Raw genomic sequence first — 15,735 nt, 5'->3', positions numbered from 1 at the left:
GCTCGATGCCCCCCAGCCGCTCCCCCGTCCGTTACACCAGTCCGGTGCCGATCCGCGGCCGCGCGCCGCGCCGACACAACGAGGTTGCCGTATCCATGCGTCATGCCGAAGGAGCCCGCGGTGAGTGCTGACCAGACCCAGCTCGCCTTCGACTGGAGCTGTCGGATCCTGTCCGACAACGGGTGCGGCTTCCCGGCTCCGGGCCTGCACTCCTTCCTGTTCGAGCCGCTCGCCACGATCGGCGGCTTCGAGTTCAACAAGGTGATGCTGCTCGCGCTCATCACCACCCTGCTCGTCGTCGCCTTCTTCTGGGCCGCCTTCGGCAAGGCCAAGGTGGTCCCCGGCAAGCTCCAGATGATCGGTGAGGCCGGCTACGACTTCGTCCGGCGCAGCATCGTGTACGAGACCCTCGGCAAGCGCGAGGGCGAGAAGTGGGTGCCGCTCATGGTCTCCCTCTTCTTCTTCATCTGGATCATGAACATCTGGTCCGTGATCCCGCTGGCCCAGTTCCCGGTCTCCTCGGTCATCGCCTTCCCGGCCGTCCTGGCCGCGATCGTGTGGCTGGTCTGGGTCGGTCTGACCTTCAAGCGCCACGGCTTCGTGGGCTTCTTCAAGAACATCACGGGCTACGACAAGTCGCTGGGCTGGGTCCTGCCGCTGGTCATGGTCATCGAGTTCTTCTCGAACCTGATCGTCCGGCCGTTCACGCACGCGGTGCGACTCTTCGCCAACATGTTCGCCGGTCACCTGATGCTGGTGATGTTCACCGTCGCCTCCTGGTACCTGCTGAACAGCTGGCTGATCCCGGCCGCCGGCGTCTCGTTCGTGATGACGATGTTCATGATCGTCTTCGAGCTTTTCGTCCAGGCCGTCCAGGCGTACGTCTTCGTCCTGCTGGCCTGCTCCTACATTCAGGGCGCTCTCGCCGAGCACCACTGAGCCGAACCACCACGCCCACCACCCAGTCGTCCGGTGGCCAACCCCCACCGGTCCGCAATAGAGAAGGAAGAAACGGCATGTCCGCTGCCATCGAGCTCGCCGCCGGCGTCTCCGGTTCCCTCGGTTCCATCGGCTACGGCCTCGCGGCCATCGGCCCCGGCATCGGCGTCGGCATCATCTTCGGTAACGGCACCCAGGCCCTGGCCCGTCAGCCCGAGGCCGCCGGCCTGATCCGCGCCAACCAGATCCTCGGCTTCGCCTTCTGTGAGGCGCTCGCCCTGATCGGCATCGTTATGCCGTTCGTGTTCGGTAAGTAATCAGCGCTTACCCGACACGTTTCGACGAAAGGCACTGATGTGATCGCCAACCTGGCACAGCTGGCGGCCGAGGAGACGGAGCAGAACCCGCTCCTGCCGGCCGGCCCCGAGCTGCTCGTCGGCACCATCGCCTTCGCCATCGTGTTCTTCTTCTTCTGGAAGAAGCTTCTTCCGAACATCAACAAGGTTCTGGAGGAGCGTCGCGCGGCGATCGAAGGCGGCATCGAAGAGGCCGAGGCCATGAAGGTCGAGGCCCAGAGCGTCCTGGAGCAGTACAAGGCCCAGCTCGCCGAGGCCCGGCACGAGGCCGCGCGCCTGCGCCAGGAGGCGCAGGAGCAGGGCGCCGCGCTCATCGCCGAGATGCGGGCCGAGGGCCAGCGTCAGCGCGAGGAGATCATCGCCGCCGGTCACGCCCAGATCGAGGCCGACCGCAAGGCCGCTGCGGCCGCGCTCCGCCAGGACGTCGGCAGGCTCGCCACCGAGCTGGCCGGCAAGCTCGTCGGCGAGTCCCTCGAGGACCACGCCCGGCAGAGCCGCGTGATCGACCGGTTCCTCGACGAGCTCGAGGAGAAGGCCGAGGCCGCGCGATGAACGGAGCGAGCCGTGAGGCTCTGATCGCCGCACGAGAGCGTCTCGACGCGCTGACGGACTCCACGTCCGTCTCCGCCGCGCGGCTCGCCGACGAACTGGCGGCCGTCACGGCGCTGCTCCACCGCGAGGTCGGCCTGCGTCGGGTCCTCACCGACCCGGCGCAGCCCGGTGAGGCCAAGGCCACGCTGGTGCAGCGCCTGCTGGGCGACCAGATCGGCGGGCAGACCGTGGACCTGGTGTCGGGCATGGTGCGCGCCCGGTGGTCGCGGCCGCGAGACCTGGTGGACGCGCTGGAGGAGCTGGCGAACCTCGCCGACCTCACCTCGGCCGAGCGTTTCGGCTCGCTCGACAGCGTGGAGGACGAGCTGTTCCGCTTCGGGCGGATCGTCGCCTCCAGCACCGAGCTGCGCGCGGCGCTGACCGACCAGGCCGCGAGCGCGTCGGCCAAGACCGAGCTGCTGCGCCGGCTGCTCGGCGGACGGGTCGACCAGGTCACGGAGCGTCTGGTCACGCGCCTGGTGACGGCACCGCGCGGACGTAGCCTGGAAGCGGGGCTGGAGTCCCTGTCCAAGCTTGCCGCCGAGCGCCGCAATCGCATGGTCGCCGTCGTCACCTCGGCGGTCCCGCTGAGCGACGCGCAGAAGCGGCGCCTGGGCGCCGCCCTCGCCAAGCTCTACGGCCGCGAGATGCACCTGAACCTCGACGTGGACCCCGAGCTCATCGGCGGGATCCGGGTGCAGGTCGGCGACGAGATCATCAACGGCTCGCTCGCGGACCGGCTCGAGGACGCCTCCCGCCGCCTGGCGAGCTAAGCAGCAACTCAACAGCACGACGTACACGACGGCCCTGGTTGGGCCGTGCAGAGGATTCACCTCTTACCGGGGGAGTCCCCGTGGCATACCCCCCCCGAGTGAAACTTCGGGCCCAACAAGGAGAGCAGGGAACCCAGATGGCGGAGCTCACGATCCGGCCGGATGAGATCCGGGACGCGCTGGAAGACTTCGTCCAGTCGTACAAGCCGGACGCGGCCTCGCGCGAGGAGGTCGGCACTGTCACCTTTGCCGGCGACGGCATTGCGAGGGTCGAGGGCCTGCCCTCGACCATGGCCAACGAGCTGCTGAAGTTCGAGGACGGCACCCTCGGCCTCGCCCTCAACCTCGAGGAGCGGGAGATCGGTGCGATCGTCCTCGGCGAGTTCAGCGGCATCGAGGAGGGCCAGCCGGTCACCCGCACCGGCGAGATCCTGTCCATCCCGGTCGGCGAGGGCTACCTCGGCCGTGTGGTCGACCCGCTCGGCAACCCGATCGACGGCCTCGGGGAGATCGAGACCGAGGCCCGCCGCGCCCTCGAGCTGCAGGCCCCCACGGTCATGCAGCGCAAGTCGGTGCACGAGCCGATGGAGACGGGCTACAAGGCCGTCGACGCCATGACGCCGATCGGCCGCGGCCAGCGCCAGCTGATCATCGGTGACCGCCAGACCGGCAAGACGGCTCTGGCCATCGACACGATCATCAACCAGCGGGACAACTGGCGCTCCGGCGACCCGAACAAGCAGGTCCGCTGCATCTACGTCGCCGTCGGCCAGAAGGGCTCCACCATCGCGTCGGTGCGCCGCGCGCTGGAGGAGAACGGCGCGCTGGAGTACACGACCATCGTCGCCGCCCCGGCCTCCGACCCGGCCGGCTTCAAGTACCTGGCGCCCTACAGCGGGTCCGCCATCGGCCAGCACTGGATGTACCAGGGCAAGCACGTCCTGATCGTCTTCGACGACCTGTCGAAGCAGGCCGACGCCTACCGTGCCGTCTCCCTGCTGCTGCGCCGTCCGCCGGGGCGCGAGGCCTACCCGGGTGACGTCTTCTACCTGCACTCCCGTCTGCTGGAGCGCTGCGCCAAGCTCTCCGACGACATGGGTGCCGGTTCGATGACGGGCCTGCCGATCGTCGAGACCAAGGCCAACGACGTCTCGGCGTTCATCCCGACCAACGTCATCTCCATCACCGACGGCCAGTGCTTCCTGGAGTCGGACCTGTTCAACGCCGGTCAGCGGCCCGCGCTGAACGTCGGTATCTCCGTCTCCCGTGTCGGTGGTGCCGCCCAGCACAAGGCCATGAAGCAGGTCTCCGGCCGTCTGCGTGTGGACCTCGCCCAGTTCCGTGAGCTGGAGGCGTTCGCCGCCTTCGGTTCCGACCTGGACGCCGCCTCCAAGGCCCAGCTGGAGCGCGGTCAGCGCATGGTCGAGCTGCTCAAGCAGGAGCAGTACCAGCCGATGGCCACCGAGGACCAGGTCGTCTCCGTGTGGGCCGGCACCACCGGCAAGATGGACGACGTCCCGGTCGCCGACATCCGCCGCTTCGAGAAGGAGATGCTCGAGTACCTGCACCGCAAGGAGCAGGGCCTGATGACCTCCATCCGGGAGGGCGGCAAGATGTCCGACGACACCCTGCAGGCCATCGCGGACGCCATCGCGGAGTTCAAGAAGCAGTTCGAGACCTCGGACGGCAAGCTGCTCGGCGAGGACACCCCGGCCGCCGCCAAGTGACGTAAGGAAAGGACCTGACTCATGGGAGCCCAGCTCCGGGTCTACAAGCGTCGCATCCGATCCGTCACCGCGACCAAGAAGATCACCAAGGCGATGGAGATGATCGCCGCCTCGCGCGTCGTCAAGGCGCAGCGCAAGGTGGCGGCCTCCACGCCGTACGCGCAGGAACTGACCCGCGCGGTCACGGCGGTCGGCACCGGGTCGAACACCAAGCACCCGCTGACGACGGAGGCCGAGAACCCGACCCGCGCCGCCGTCCTGCTGCTCACCAGCGACCGCGGTCTGGCCGGTGCGTTCAACTCCAACGCCATCAAGGCGGCGGAACAGCTGACCGAGCGCCTGGAGCGCGAGGGCCGGCAGGTCGACACCTACATCGTCGGCCGGCGGGGTGTGGCCCACTACAACTTCCGCGAGCGCAAGATCGCCGAGTCGTGGACGGGCTTCACCGACGAACCGTCGTACGCGGACGCCAAGAAGGTCGCGGCCCCGCTCGTCGAGGCCATCGAGAAGGACACCGCGAACGGCGGTGTGGACGAACTCCACATCGTCTACACCGAGTTCGTCTCGATGATGACGCAGACGGCCGTGGCCTCCCGGCTGCTGCCGGTGCGCCTCGACGAGGCGGCGGAGCAGACGCAGACGAAGGGCGAGATCCTTCCGCTGTACGACTTCGAGCCGTCGGCGGAGGAGGTCCTGGACGCGCTGCTGCCGCGCTACGTGGAGAGCCGGATCTACAACGCGCTGCTTCAGTCGGCCGCCTCCAAGCACGCCGCCACGCGGCGCGCGATGAAGTCGGCGACGGACAACGCCGGTGAGCTGATCGAGACGCTCACCCGGCTTGCCAACCAGGCCCGCCAGGCCGAAATCACCCAGGAAATCAGCGAGATCGTCGGTGGCGCGAGCGCCCTGGCCGACGCGACCGCGGGGAGTGACTACTAAATGACCACCACTGTTGAGACGGCCACGGCGACGGGCCGCGTCGCGCGGGTCATCGGCCCGGTCGTCGACGTGGAGTTCCCCGTCGACGCGATGCCGGACATCTACAACGCCCTGCACGTCGAGGTCAGCGACCCGGCGAACGCGGGCCAGAAGAAGACCCTGACCCTGGAGGTCGCCCAGCACCTGGGCGAGGGCCTCGTCCGCGCGATCTCCATGCAGCCCACCGACGGTCTGGTCCGCCAGTCCCCGGTGACCGACACCGGCGCGCCCATCAGCGTCCCGGTCGGTGACTTCACCAAGGGCAAGGTCTTCAACACCCTCGGCGAGGTGCTGAACACCGACGCCGAGTACGACGGCGAGCGCTGGTCCATCCACCGCAAGGCGCCGAACTTCGACCAGCTCGAGTCGAAGACCGAGATGTTCGAGACCGGCGTCAAGGTCATCGACCTGCTGACCCCGTACGTCAAGGGCGGCAAGATCGGTCTGTTCGGCGGCGCCGGCGTCGGCAAGACGGTGCTCATCCAGGAGATGATCTACCGCGTCGCCAACAACCACGACGGTGTCTCCGTGTTCGCCGGTGTCGGTGAGCGCACCCGTGAGGGCAACGACCTCATCCAGGAGATGACCGAGTCCGGCGTGTTCGACAAGACCGCGCTGGTCTTCGGCCAGATGGACGAGCCGCCGGGCACCCGTCTGCGCGTGGCCCTGGCTGGCCTGACGATGGCGGAGTACTTCCGCGACGTCCAGAAGCAGGACGTGCTGTTCTTCATCGACAACATCTTCCGCTTCACCCAGGCCGGTTCCGAGGTCTCCACCCTGCTGGGCCGCATGCCCTCCGCGGTGGGTTACCAGCCGAACCTGGCCGACGAGATGGGTCAGCTGCAGGAGCGCATCACCTCCACCCGCGGTCACTCGATCACCTCGATGCAGGCGATCTACGTCCCCGCGGACGACCTGACCGACCCGGCCCCGGCCACCACCTTCGCCCACCTGGACGCGACGACGGTTCTGTCCCGCTCCATCTCCGACAAGGGCATCTACCCGGCCGTGGACCCGCTGGACTCCACGTCCCGGATCCTGGACCCGCGGTACATCTCGCAGGACCACTACGACTGCGCCATGCGCGTCAAGAACATCCTGCAGAAGTACAAGGACCTCCAGGACATCATCGCGATCCTCGGTATCGACGAGCTGGGCGAGGAGGACAAGCTCGTCGTCCACCGCGCCCGCCGTGTGGAGCGCTTCCTGTCCCAGAACACGCACGTCGCCAAGCAGTTCACCGGTGTGGACGGCTCGGACGTGCCGCTGGACGAGTCCATCGCCGCGTTCAACGCGATCTGCGACGGTGAGTTCGACCACTTCCCGGAGCAGGCGTTCTTCATGTGCGGTGGTCTCGAGGACCTGAAGAAGAACGCGAAGGAGCTGGGCGTCTCCTGAACTCGGTGATCCGAGTCCGGTCGAGGGGGCGGGAGCGTCCCGCCCCCTCGCTCACGCCCCTTAGTATTGACCCCAACACCCGGCACCCTGCCGGGTGGTGATCCGAGGAGCCACCCTTGGCTGCTGAGCTGCACGTCGAGCTGGTCGCCGCCGACCGCCAGGTCTGGTCCGGTGAGGCCACCCTGGTCGTCGCGCGCACCACGTCCGGCGACATCGGCGTCATGCCCGGTCACCAGCCGCTGCTCGGTGTGCTGGAGTCGGGCCCGGTGACCATCCGTACGAGTGACGGTGAGACGGTCGTCGCCGCGGTGCACGGCGGTTTCATCTCGTTCGCGGACGACAAACTCTCGCTGCTCGCGGAGGTCGCGGAGCTCGCGGACGAGATCGACGTCCAGCGCACGGAGCGGGAGCTGGAACGCGCGAAGGCGGAGGGCGACGCCCACGCCGAGCGGCGAGCGGACGTACGACTGCGTGCGGCTTCGGCGGCGCGCTGAACGAAGCTCGCGATCTGATGACACCACTCAGCCGCGGTCGGTACCGGAGTTCTCCGGTACCGGCCGCGGCTGAGGTGGATGTAGGTGTTTTTTCTGTTCCATTACCTAGGAGACGAGGAGGTCGGTGCCGATGGTCCTCGCTCTGAGTGTGTGCGCGATCGTGGTCGCGCTCGTGGTGGTGGGACTGTTCGTCTTCGGGCTGCGCCGCCGGCTGATCCAGCGCTCGGGCGGCACCTTCGACTGCAGCCTGCGCTGGGGGGTGGCCGAGGAGCCCGACACCAGCGGCAAGGGCTGGAGCTACGGGGTCGCCCGTTACAACGGCGATCGGGTGGAGTGGTTCCGGGTCTTCTCCTACGCCCCGCGTCCGCGGCGCCTGCTGGAACGCGCCTGCATCGAGGTGGCGGGCCGTCGGCTGCCCGAGGGCGAGGAGGAACTGGCGCTGCTGTCCGACGCGGTGATCCTCACCTGCCTGCACCAGGACGTCCGGGTGGAACTGGCCATGAGCGAGGACGCCCTCACCGGCTTCCTCGCCTGGCTGGAGGCGGCCCCGCCGGGCCAGCGGGTGAACGTCGCGTAGAGCGACGTTCCGGGTCCCGCTGGGTGGGGGTGCCCCCGGCAGCGGAGCTGGTGGGGGAGGGTGAACGTCGCGTAGAGCGACGTTCCGGGTCCCGCTGGGTGGGGGTGCCCCCGGCAGCGGAGCTGGTGGGGGAGGGTGAACGTCGCGTAGAGCGACGTTCCGGGTCCCGCTGGGTGGGGGTGCCCCCGGCAGCGGAGCTGGTGGGGGAGGGTGAACGTCGCGTAGAGCGACGTTCCGGGTCCCGCTGGGTGGGGCCCGGCCCCGGCCCGCAAGCCGATAGACGCACGAAGAAGCTCCTCCGGACCAGGTCCGGAGGAGCTTCCTCATCGTGCGAGGTGTGTGCTGCTCACGCCAGGCCGTTGCTCAGGGCGGCGATCAGCTCACCGTCGGCGGTGTCGCCGCTGAAGTCCCAGGCGAAAGCGCCGCGCAGGCCCTGGTCGTTCGCCCAGGCCATCTTCGAGGCGATGGTGTCCGGGGTGTCGTAGGACCACCAGTTGCTGCCGCAGTGGGCGTAGGCGGTGCCGGCGACGGTGCCGGTGACGGGGCAGGTGTTCTTGAGGACCTTGTAGTCCTCGATGCCCTGCTCCCAGGTGCCGGCGGCGGGGCCGGTCGCGGTGCCGCCCGGGGCGTCCTGGGTGACGCCGGTCCAGCCGCGGCCGTAGAAGCCGATGCCGAGGAGGAGCTTGTCCGCGGGCACGCCCTGGGCCTTGAACGCGGCGATCGCGTCGGCGCTGGTGAAGCCCTGCTTCGGGATGCCGTCGTAGGAGGTCAGCGGCGAGTGCGGGGCGGTGGGACCCTGGGCGTCCCAGGCGCCGAAGAAGTCGTACGTCATCACGTTGTACCAGTCGACGTACTGGGCGGCGCCGGCGTAGTCGGTGGCCTCGATCTTGCCGCCGGGCGTGCCGTCCGCCGTGACGGCGGCGGTGACCAGCTCGTCGCCGAACGTGGAGCGCAGCGCGGCCATCAGGTTCCTGAAGGCGTCGGGGCCGCTGCTGTCACAGGTCAGACCGCAGGCGTTGGGGTACTCCCAGTCGATGTCGATGCCGTCGAAGACACCGTCCCAGCGCGGGTCGTGCACCAGGTTGTAGCAGGACTGGGCGAAGCCCTGCGGGTCCTTGGCGGCGTCGGCGAAGCCGCCGGACCAGGTCCAGCCGCCGAAGGACCACAGCACCTTGATGTGCGGGTACTTGGCCTTGAGCTGGCGCAGCTGGTTGAAGTTGCCGCGCAGCGGCTGGTCCCAGGTGTCGGCCTGTCCGCTGACGGACTGGTCGGCGGTGAAGGCCTTGTCGTAGTCGGCGTAGGAGTCGCCGATGGCGCACTTGCCGCCGGTGACGTTGCCGAAGGCGTAGTTGATGTGGGTGATCTTGGCCGCGGTGCCGGAGGTGTCCAGGTTCTTGACGTTGAAGTTGCGGTCGTAGGTGCCCCACTCGGTGAAGTAGCCGAGCTTGACCGTGCCGTTGTCGGCGGCGGCGCGGGTCTCGACGGTGGGGGAGTGGTCGGTGGCGGCCTGGGCGGCGGCCGAGAACCCGAGAAGGCCGCCGAGGGGGAGCAGCAGGGTCGCGAATCCTGCCGCGGCTCTGTGTGCGAAGCGCATGAAGCGCCTCCTCTGTGTGCGGGGGGATGTCAGGGGCATGACGGTCAGCACGCCCGTGGCGCGAATATAGAAAGGTCTGGACCACTGGGTCAATGGGTCTGGACCAATACCGGTCAGCGCATCAGCTCCCGGGCCAGCACCGCTGCTTGCACCCGGCTGCGCAGTCCCAGCTTGCCGAGCAGCCGACTGACGTGTGTCTTGACCGTCCCCTCCGCCATGTCCAGCGGTTCGGCGATGCCCGCGTTGGACAGTCCCTCGCCGAGGCAGGACAGCACCTCGCGCTCCCGCCGGGTGAGCGTGTCCAGAACGGCAGGATCCACTGTCGCCTCCCGGGCGGACGCCGCGGCGAACTCGGCGATCAGCCGCCGCGTCACCGCCGGGGCGACGATGCCCTCACCCCGGGCCACCGTGCGCACCGCGTCGATCAGATCGTCCGCCTCGGCGCTCTTCAGCAGGAAGCCGGCCGCGCCGGCACGCAAGGCGCCGAAGACATAGGCGTCGAAGTCGAAGGTGGTGAGGACGAGGACGTCGGCGAGCCGCTCCGCCACGATCTGCCGGGTCGCCGACACGCCGTCCAGCCGCGGCATCCGAACGTCCATCAGCACCACATCGGGCCGCAGGTCGCGGGCGAGGTCCACCGCCCGCTGCCCGTCCTCGGCCTCCCCGGCCACCTCGATCCCGGGCGCGCTGCGCAGGATGAGCACCAGCCCGGCACGGACCGCGGACTGGTCCTCGGCGACGAGGACACGGATCACCGGTGGTCTCCTTCCGTCAGGGGGAGTGTCGCCCGTACCACCCAGGAGCGGCCCTCGGCGCAGGCCCGGAAGGTGCCGCCCAGCAGGGAAGCACGCTCCCGCATCCCGGCGATGCCGGTGCCCGATCCGGGTGCGCGGGCTTCGGCCCGACCGTCGTACGGGCTGCGCACGGTGATGTCCAGGCGGCCGTCCCGGCGGATCACGTCCACGGTGACCGGGCCGGGGGAGGCATGCTTGAGGGCGTTGGTGAGCGACTCCTGCACGATCCGGTAGGTGGCCAGGCCGACGGGCGCGGGAAGCGAGCCGTGCCGTGCGTCCAGCCGGACGTCGAGGCCGCCCGCGCGGGCGGTGTCGACCAGGTGGCCGAGCCCGTCGACGGTGGGTGCGACGGCCGGTTCCTCCGTGCCGCCGCCGTCCCGCAGGATGCCGATCAGCCGCTGCATCTCGGCGAGCCCCTCGAGGCTGTTCTCCCGGATGACGGAGAGCGCCTGCCGGGTGGTCGCCGGGTCGTCGAGGGACAGGGCGGCGGTGGAGTGGACGGCGATCGCGGACAGGTGGCCCGCCACCAGATCGTGCAGCTCCCTCGCCACCCGGGCCCGCTCGGCGGTGACGGCCTGGGTCCGGTCCGTCTCGGCCAGCAGCGCGGTCTGTTCGGCCCGCAGCCGGGCGGCCTCGGCGGCGTCCCGGTGGTTGCGGACGATCCAGCCGGTGGAGGCGGGACCGAAAGTCACGACGCCGGTGAGCACGCCGAGCAGCACCGCCTCCGGCACCTGCCACACGGCGAGCGGCACCAGCGTGGCGGCGGCGGTGGCCAGGCCGGTGAGCCACAGGATGCGCTGAGCCGCACCGGCCGTGCCGTAGAGCACGGCGGCGTACACCAGGTCCGTGTACATCAGAACGGTCGCCAGGTTTCCCTGGCTCAGCGCGTCGGCGGCCAGCGCGGCCGTGCCGATCGGCAGGGACAGGCGGGGCGCGGACCGCCGCAGCAGTTCGCAGCCGGCCATGACCACCAGCGGCGGCAGGACCGGCCAGCGGCCGTGGAGGAGCACGGTCGGCTCGGCGGCCGACCGATAGCCCAGGCCGACCCCCCACAGCACCAGACCGCCCAGCAGCCCGCACAGCGCCACCAGGATCTCGAACCGGTCGGGGCGGGGACGTCGTACGGCCATGCCTCCCATCCCAGCACGGCCGGCACCGTGTGCGCGTGCGTCCCGGGGAGGGCACGACTGCATCGTTCGATGTACCGCGGAATCGTCACCGGCGACGACGCGACCGGCGCCGGCCGAGGGGAGCCTGGGAGAGGCGATCGGAAGGAGCGAGACGTTGATCGTCGGTTTGATCATCGCCTGCGAGGTGGCCTTCTGGGTGCTGCTGGCCGCCGGGCTCGCCACCCGCTACCTGCTGCGGATGCCGCGCACCGGTCTCGCGCTGCTGCTGTGCGAGCCGCTGCTGGAGGCCGTGTTGTTCGCCGTCACCGCCGTCGATCTGAAGAACGGTGCCGAGCCGGACTGGCGGCACGGGCTCGCGGCGGTGTACATCGGCTTCACGGTGGGCTTCGGACGCGCGACGATCACGTGGGCCGACGCGTGGGTCGCCCACCGTTGCGCGGGCGGCCCGCCGCCGGTGCGCCCCCCGAAGTACGGTGCGGCCCGCACACGGCACGAGTGGAAGGTGGCGGGCCGCTGGATCCTCGCCTCCGGGGTCGCCATCGCCCTGCTCCAGGCGGCCGTCTGGTACGTGGGCGACGGCGGCGACACCGGATCGCTGCGGGTGTGGCAGACGCGGATGCTGTGGGTGATCGGCATCAACCTGGTGATCGCGGCGAGCTACACGCTGTTCCCTAAGAAGGCGCCCACCCGATCCGGGTGAGGGCCGGGTCGTCTCCTAGCGCTCCCCGCCCGGCACCCACAGCACGTCGCCGGTCTCCTTGTTCGCCGTGCGCGCCAGGATGAACAGCAGGTCGGACAGGCGGTTGAGGTAGGTCGCGGTGAGCGGGTTCATCGTCTCGCCGTGCACCTCCAGGGCCGCCCAGGTGGAGCGCTCGGCCCGGCGGACCACCGTGCAGGCCTGATGCAGCAGGGCCGCGCCGGGGGTGCCGCCGGGGAGGATGAACGAGCGCAGCTTGTCCAGCTCGGCGTTGAAGCGGTCGCAGTCCGCCTCCAGCCGGTCGATGTAGGACTGCTCGATGCGCAGCGGCGGGTACTTCGGGTTCTCCACCACCGGCGTGGACAGGTCCGCGCCCACGTCGAACAGGTCGTTCTGCACGCGGGAGAGCACCGTGACGATCTCCTCGTCGAGGCCGCCCAGTGCGATCGCCGTGCCGATCACCGCGTTCGCCTCGTTGGCGTCGGCGTAGGCCGCGATGCGCAGGTCGGTCTTGGCGACCCGGCTCATGTCGCCCAGGTTGGTGGTGCCCTGGTCGCCGGTCCTGGTGTAGATGCGTGTCAGATTGACCATGCACTCAGCGTAGTCACGCCCCGGCCCGGCGGAAGACACGTGTGCCCACCGTCACGGCGAGCACCGCGAAGACCACGACGACCAGGACACCGCGGAGCATGGTGGCGCTGGTGTACACCCCGGCGTAGGCGTCGCGCACCGCGTCCACCGGACAGCGCAGCGGCACGACGTGGGAGAGCGCGTCCAGCCAGGCAGGTGCCAGGCTCATCGGGAGCATCAGCCCGGACAGCAGCATCGCGGGCATCGCCACCCCGTTGACCAGGGGTGCGAACGGCTGCGCGGTGACGACCGTCAGCCCCAGCGCATACGACAGCGAGGCCGGCGCGACGGCGAGCAGGGCGACGAACCCGGAACCGACGACCACACCGCCGACCGGTGCGCGCAGCCCCATCACCGGGGCCGCCGGCACCAGCAGCACCGCCTGGAAGACGATGACGGTGTGTCCCGCGGCACCCGGCCGAGCAGCAGCGCCGGCCGGCTCACCGGACGGCGACGGGTGTCTCGCACGGTGAGGGGCGTGGCGTCGGCCGGGGAGGGCCGGCGGCCGGTGAGGGCGAGGAAGGCGTCCTGCAGCGAGGCGTCGGCCGATCCGGCGTGCTCCCGCTTGAGGGCGCTCGGCGTGCCCTCGGCCACCACCACGCCCTGGTCGACCACGACCAGCCGGTCGGAGAGGGCGTCGGCCTCGTCCAGGTGATGGGTGGTCAGGAGGACGGTGGTTGCCGTGCTCGTCGCGCAGGCGGCGCACCAGGTCCCACAGGCCGGCCCGGCTGCCCGGATCCAGGCCGGTCGTCGGCGCGTCCAGGAACAGCACGCGCGCGGTGGGTGAGCGCCATCGCGATGTCCAGCCGGCGGCGCTGTCCGCCGGAGAGCGCTCCGGTCCTGCGGCCGAGCAGACCGGCCAGGCCGAGCAGACCGGCCAGGCCGAGCCCCTCCGCGAGTTCGCGGGCGCGCTCGACGGCCTCCGCCTTGCCGAGCCGGTACAGCCGGCCCTGGGTGACCACTTCCTCCCGGACGGTGATCTGCGCGTCCACCCCGCCCGACTGGGCGACGTAGCCGCATGCGCGGCGCACCCCGGCCCGGTCGGGTCGGTCTGGAGGCGTCCTGCGCGAGGAGACGGGCGCCGCGCCGGGCGACGCACTGCCCGCACTGATGGCCGGACAGATCTGCTGGATCGAGCAGACGGTCTTCGTCGCCATCCTCACGCGATGCTCCAGGGGCGCCACCCGCACGAGGCCTCCCGGGACGTCCTCGGTGTCCTCGACGACACCGAGGACGTGTTGAGCGAGAAGGTGCTCAACTACGCCGTCCGAGGCGACGGGTGACACCTGAGGGTGTGATGTCCGTCAATTGAGACGTGACGCGCGTTACTTACCGGTCACACAGCCCCGAACGGGCGCTAGGGTCCGCCCAGGAGCCTTACGTCACCAGCGGGTGAGCGCTCCCGCGGACCGCCTCGCGCACAGGACGGAGCCGGTCCGCCGCAGCCGTTCACAGCGGATCATGCCCGCGCAGTCGTTCGAAGGGGAGTCGTCAGTGGCACGGAAACTCGCCGTCATCGGGGCCGGCCTCATGGGGTCCGGCATCGCCCAGGTCTCCGCGCAGGCGGGCTGGGACGTCGTCCTGCGGGACGTCACCGACGAGGCCCTCGCGCGTGGCACCGACAGCATCAAGGCCTCGTACGACAAGTTCGTGAGCAAGGGCAAGCTGGCCGCCGAGGACGCCGAGGCCGCCCTCGCGCGCATCACCCCGACCACCGACCTGGACGCCGCCGCCGACGCCGACGTCGTCGTGGAGGCCGTCTTCGAGAAGCTGGACGTCAAGCACGAGATCTTCCGCGCGCTCGACAAGCTGGTGCGCGAGGACACCGTGCTCGCCTCCAACACCTCCGCCATCCCCATCACCAAGATCGCGTCCGTGACGGAGCACCCGGAGCGGGTCGTCGGCGTCCACTTCTTCTCTCCGGTGCCGATGATGCAGCTGGTCGAGCTGGTCCGCGGCTACAAGACCAGCGACGAAGCCCTCGCCAAGGCGCGGGAGTTCGCCGAGTCCGTGGGCAAGACCTGCATCGTCGTCAACCGGGACGTGGCCGGCTTCGTCACCACCCGGCTCATCTCCGCCCTCGTGGTGGAGGCGACCAAGCTGTACGAGTCGGGCGTGGCCAGCGCCGAGGACATCGACCTCGCCTGCAAGCTGGGCTTCGGTCACGCCATGGGCCCGCTCGCCACCGCCGACCTCACCGGCGTCGACATCCTGCTGCACGCCACCGACAACATCTACACCGAGACCCAGGACGAGAAGTTCGCCCCGCCGGAGCTGATGCGCCGGATGGTGGACGCCGGTGACATCGGCCGCAAGAGCGGGCAGGGCTTCTACACGTACTGAGCCGCAGGCGTACCACCCGTATCACCCTTCGGGGTGATTTTGGTATCGGTTCGCCAACAACCAGCAACCGCACCGGGGCTCGGACAGTCAGACGGTGCACAGCCGACCGTCGCACGGAGCAGGTCACCGCACTCACGGGGAGCGCATATGTACATCAGGGGCGACCACGCCCAGGTGGTCGTCGGGGGCCGCCTGGACGTCCGCAGCGCGGCGGACGCCCGTACGGCCCTGCACTCGGCCGTGGACGGCGGCGTGGGAGACCTGATCCTGGACCTGTCCGAGCTGGAAGCCTGGGACGCCACCGGGCTCGGTGTGATCATGGGGGTGCACCGGCGCGCCGGCCGCCGCGGCCGGCGTCTGGTGCTGCGCGGCGTACCGCCGCAGATGCAGCGCCTGCTGGTGGCCACCCGCCTGCACCGCATCCTGGCCATCGAGGGCGGCCTCGGCGCCCAGACGGCACCCCCCGCCTGAACGAGCCGCGGTACGGATCGCCGGGCGCACACCGCGGCGGCCCGTACCGGCCGGCGGCCGCCGCCCGCCCCGGCCCCGGCACACCTCGTCGTCGCGGACGCCACGCGGCCCGGGCGACCGGAGCGACCTCGGCGACGCCCGGGACCGCGCCGGACCGCTGCGCGGCGCACCACGGACGCGATCCTCATGAGACCGTGACGTCTCGGGCGGCCCGGTACCCCGGGCTGTCGGGGATACTGGGCG

General features: G+C 70.1%; 15 protein-coding genes and 4 pseudogenes. 13 read left to right on the top strand and 6 right to left on the bottom strand.

The window, feature by feature from the left end; translation table 11 throughout:
• Nucleotides 1-168 precede the first annotated feature (168 nt).
• The 9 genes from atpB to OG899_RS07670 all read left to right on the top strand — a co-directional run bounded on the left by atpB (nt 169) and on the right by OG899_RS07670 (nt 7,833).
• Nucleotides 169-939, top strand: a complete 771-nt coding sequence (atpB, locus tag OG899_RS07710; protein ID WP_125497104.1) for a F0F1 ATP synthase subunit A — start codon at nt 169-171, stop codon at nt 937-939.
• Nucleotides 940-1,016: 77 nt separating this feature from the next.
• The gene (gene atpE / locus OG899_RS07705; protein ID WP_125497049.1) at nt 1,017-1,256 is read left to right on the top strand and encodes an ATP synthase F0 subunit C; all 240 of its coding nucleotides are present in this window, start codon (nt 1,017-1,019) and stop codon (nt 1,254-1,256) included.
• A gap of 39 nt (nt 1,257-1,295) precedes the next feature.
• Nucleotides 1,296-1,847: a F0F1 ATP synthase subunit B gene (locus tag OG899_RS07700; RefSeq protein ID WP_125497050.1), complete on the top strand. Its 552-nt coding sequence runs from the start codon at nt 1,296-1,298 to the stop codon at nt 1,845-1,847.
• A complete protein-coding gene (locus OG899_RS07695; RefSeq protein WP_125497051.1) occupies nt 1,844-2,659 on the top strand; it encodes a F0F1 ATP synthase subunit delta in 816 nt (271 codons plus the stop codon). The genes OG899_RS07700 and OG899_RS07695 overlap by 4 nt, the downstream gene beginning before the upstream one ends.
• A gap of 137 nt (nt 2,660-2,796) precedes the next feature.
• Nucleotides 2,797-4,386, top strand: coding sequence for a F0F1 ATP synthase subunit alpha (atpA, locus tag OG899_RS07690; RefSeq protein ID WP_125497052.1), 1,590 nt, complete (start codon nt 2,797-2,799; stop codon nt 4,384-4,386).
• Between the two features lie 21 nt (nt 4,387-4,407).
• Nucleotides 4,408-5,325 (top strand): F0F1 ATP synthase subunit gamma, encoded by a 918-nt coding sequence (locus OG899_RS07685; protein WP_125497053.1) that lies wholly within the window; start codon nt 4,408-4,410, stop codon nt 5,323-5,325.
• On the top strand, nt 5,326-6,762 hold the full coding sequence (gene atpD, locus OG899_RS07680) for a F0F1 ATP synthase subunit beta (RefSeq protein WP_125497054.1): 1,437 nt from the start codon (nt 5,326-5,328) through the stop codon (nt 6,760-6,762).
• Between the two features lie 116 nt (nt 6,763-6,878).
• Nucleotides 6,879-7,256 (top strand): F0F1 ATP synthase subunit epsilon, encoded by a 378-nt coding sequence (locus tag OG899_RS07675; protein ID WP_125497055.1) that lies wholly within the window; start codon nt 6,879-6,881, stop codon nt 7,254-7,256.
• Between the two features lie 130 nt (nt 7,257-7,386).
• Nucleotides 7,387-7,833 carry a DUF2550 domain-containing protein gene (locus tag OG899_RS07670; protein WP_125497056.1) on the top strand — a complete coding sequence of 149 codons (447 nt, stop codon included), beginning with the start codon at nt 7,387-7,389 and terminating at the stop codon, nt 7,831-7,833.
• Nucleotides 7,834-8,179: 346 nt separating this feature from the next.
• On the opposite strand, the pseudogene OG899_RS07665 reads toward OG899_RS07670, so the two are convergent.
• From OG899_RS07665 to OG899_RS07655, 3 genes and pseudogenes are all read right to left on the bottom strand, one after another.
• A pseudogene (locus OG899_RS07665) lies at nt 8,180-9,340 on the bottom strand (glycoside hydrolase family 18 protein); the annotation flags it as partial.
• 200 nt (nt 9,341-9,540) lie between these two features.
• The gene (locus OG899_RS07660; RefSeq protein WP_406310952.1) at nt 9,541-10,182 is read right to left on the bottom strand and encodes a response regulator; all 642 of its coding nucleotides are present in this window, start codon (nt 10,180-10,182) and stop codon (nt 9,541-9,543) included.
• A complete protein-coding gene (locus OG899_RS07655) occupies nt 10,179-11,351 on the bottom strand; it encodes a sensor histidine kinase (protein ID WP_125497059.1) in 1,173 nt (390 codons plus the stop codon). Before OG899_RS07655 ends, OG899_RS07660 begins: the two co-directional genes overlap by 4 nt.
• Before the next feature lie 154 nt (nt 11,352-11,505).
• Between OG899_RS07655 and OG899_RS07650 the strand changes: the two genes are divergently transcribed.
• A complete protein-coding gene (locus tag OG899_RS07650; protein WP_125497060.1) occupies nt 11,506-12,051 on the top strand; it encodes a hypothetical protein in 546 nt (181 codons plus the stop codon).
• A gap of 15 nt (nt 12,052-12,066) precedes the next feature.
• Here OG899_RS07650 and OG899_RS07645 read toward each other — a convergent pair whose 3' ends face one another.
• The 3 genes and pseudogenes from OG899_RS07645 to OG899_RS07635 form a co-directional block, all read right to left on the bottom strand.
• Nucleotides 12,067-12,639 (bottom strand): cob(I)yrinic acid a,c-diamide adenosyltransferase, encoded by a 573-nt coding sequence (locus OG899_RS07645; RefSeq protein ID WP_125497061.1) that lies wholly within the window; start codon nt 12,637-12,639, stop codon nt 12,067-12,069.
• A 13-nt stretch (nt 12,640-12,652) separates the two neighbouring features.
• Nucleotides 12,653-13,134 (bottom strand): annotated as a pseudogene (locus tag OG899_RS07640) (ABC transporter permease); the annotation flags it as partial.
• Nucleotides 13,135-13,143: 9 nt separating this feature from the next.
• Nucleotides 13,144-13,721, bottom strand: a pseudogene (locus OG899_RS07635) (ATP-binding cassette domain-containing protein); the annotation flags it as partial.
• A gap of 19 nt (nt 13,722-13,740) precedes the next feature.
• On the opposite strand from OG899_RS07635, the pseudogene OG899_RS07630 reads away from it, so the two are divergent.
• From OG899_RS07630 to OG899_RS07620, 3 genes and pseudogenes are all read left to right on the top strand, one after another.
• Nucleotides 13,741-13,961 (top strand): annotated as a pseudogene (locus OG899_RS07630) (TetR/AcrR family transcriptional regulator); the annotation flags it as partial.
• 211 nt (nt 13,962-14,172) lie between these two features.
• Nucleotides 14,173-15,021, top strand: coding sequence for a 3-hydroxyacyl-CoA dehydrogenase family protein (locus OG899_RS07625; protein WP_125497105.1), 849 nt, complete (start codon nt 14,173-14,175; stop codon nt 15,019-15,021).
• A gap of 147 nt (nt 15,022-15,168) precedes the next feature.
• Complete coding sequence (locus OG899_RS07620; protein WP_125497063.1) at nt 15,169-15,492, top strand: STAS domain-containing protein; 324 nt, start codon at nt 15,169-15,171, stop codon at nt 15,490-15,492.
• Nucleotides 15,493-15,735: the final 243 nt, after the last annotated feature.

Origin of the sequence: Streptomyces thermoviolaceus (assembly GCF_045209695.1) — a bacterium.
Lineage (GTDB): Bacteria > Actinomycetota > Actinomycetes > Streptomycetales > Streptomycetaceae > Streptomyces > Streptomyces thermoviolaceus.
Note: the sequence above shows the minus strand (reverse complement) of the source record. Positions and strands in the feature narration are given on the sequence as shown.

What these genes read in the sequence shown, in the direction of transcription:
- atpE (WP_125497049.1), top strand. Translation starts at nt 1,017, where the DNA reads ATGTCCGCTGCCATCGAGCTCGCCGCCGGCGTCTCCGGTTCCCTCGGT.
- OG899_RS07695 (WP_125497051.1), top strand. Translation starts at nt 1,844, where the DNA reads ATGAACGGAGCGAGCCGTGAGGCTCTGATCGCCGCACGAGAGCGTCTC.
- atpA (WP_125497052.1), top strand. Translation starts at nt 2,797, where the DNA reads ATGGCGGAGCTCACGATCCGGCCGGATGAGATCCGGGACGCGCTGGAA.
- OG899_RS07685 (WP_125497053.1), top strand. Translation starts at nt 4,408, where the DNA reads ATGGGAGCCCAGCTCCGGGTCTACAAGCGTCGCATCCGATCCGTCACC.
- atpD (WP_125497054.1), top strand. Translation starts at nt 5,326, where the DNA reads ATGACCACCACTGTTGAGACGGCCACGGCGACGGGCCGCGTCGCGCGG.
- OG899_RS07670 (WP_125497056.1), top strand. Translation starts at nt 7,387, where the DNA reads ATGGTCCTCGCTCTGAGTGTGTGCGCGATCGTGGTCGCGCTCGTGGTG.
- OG899_RS07655 (WP_125497059.1), bottom strand. Translation starts at nt 11,351, where the DNA reads ATGGCCGTACGACGTCCCCGCCCCGACCGGTTCGAGATCCTGGTGGCG.
- OG899_RS07645 (WP_125497061.1), bottom strand. Translation starts at nt 12,639, where the DNA reads ATGGTCAATCTGACACGCATCTACACCAGGACCGGCGACCAGGGCACC.
- OG899_RS07620 (WP_125497063.1), top strand. Translation starts at nt 15,169, where the DNA reads ATGTACATCAGGGGCGACCACGCCCAGGTGGTCGTCGGGGGCCGCCTG.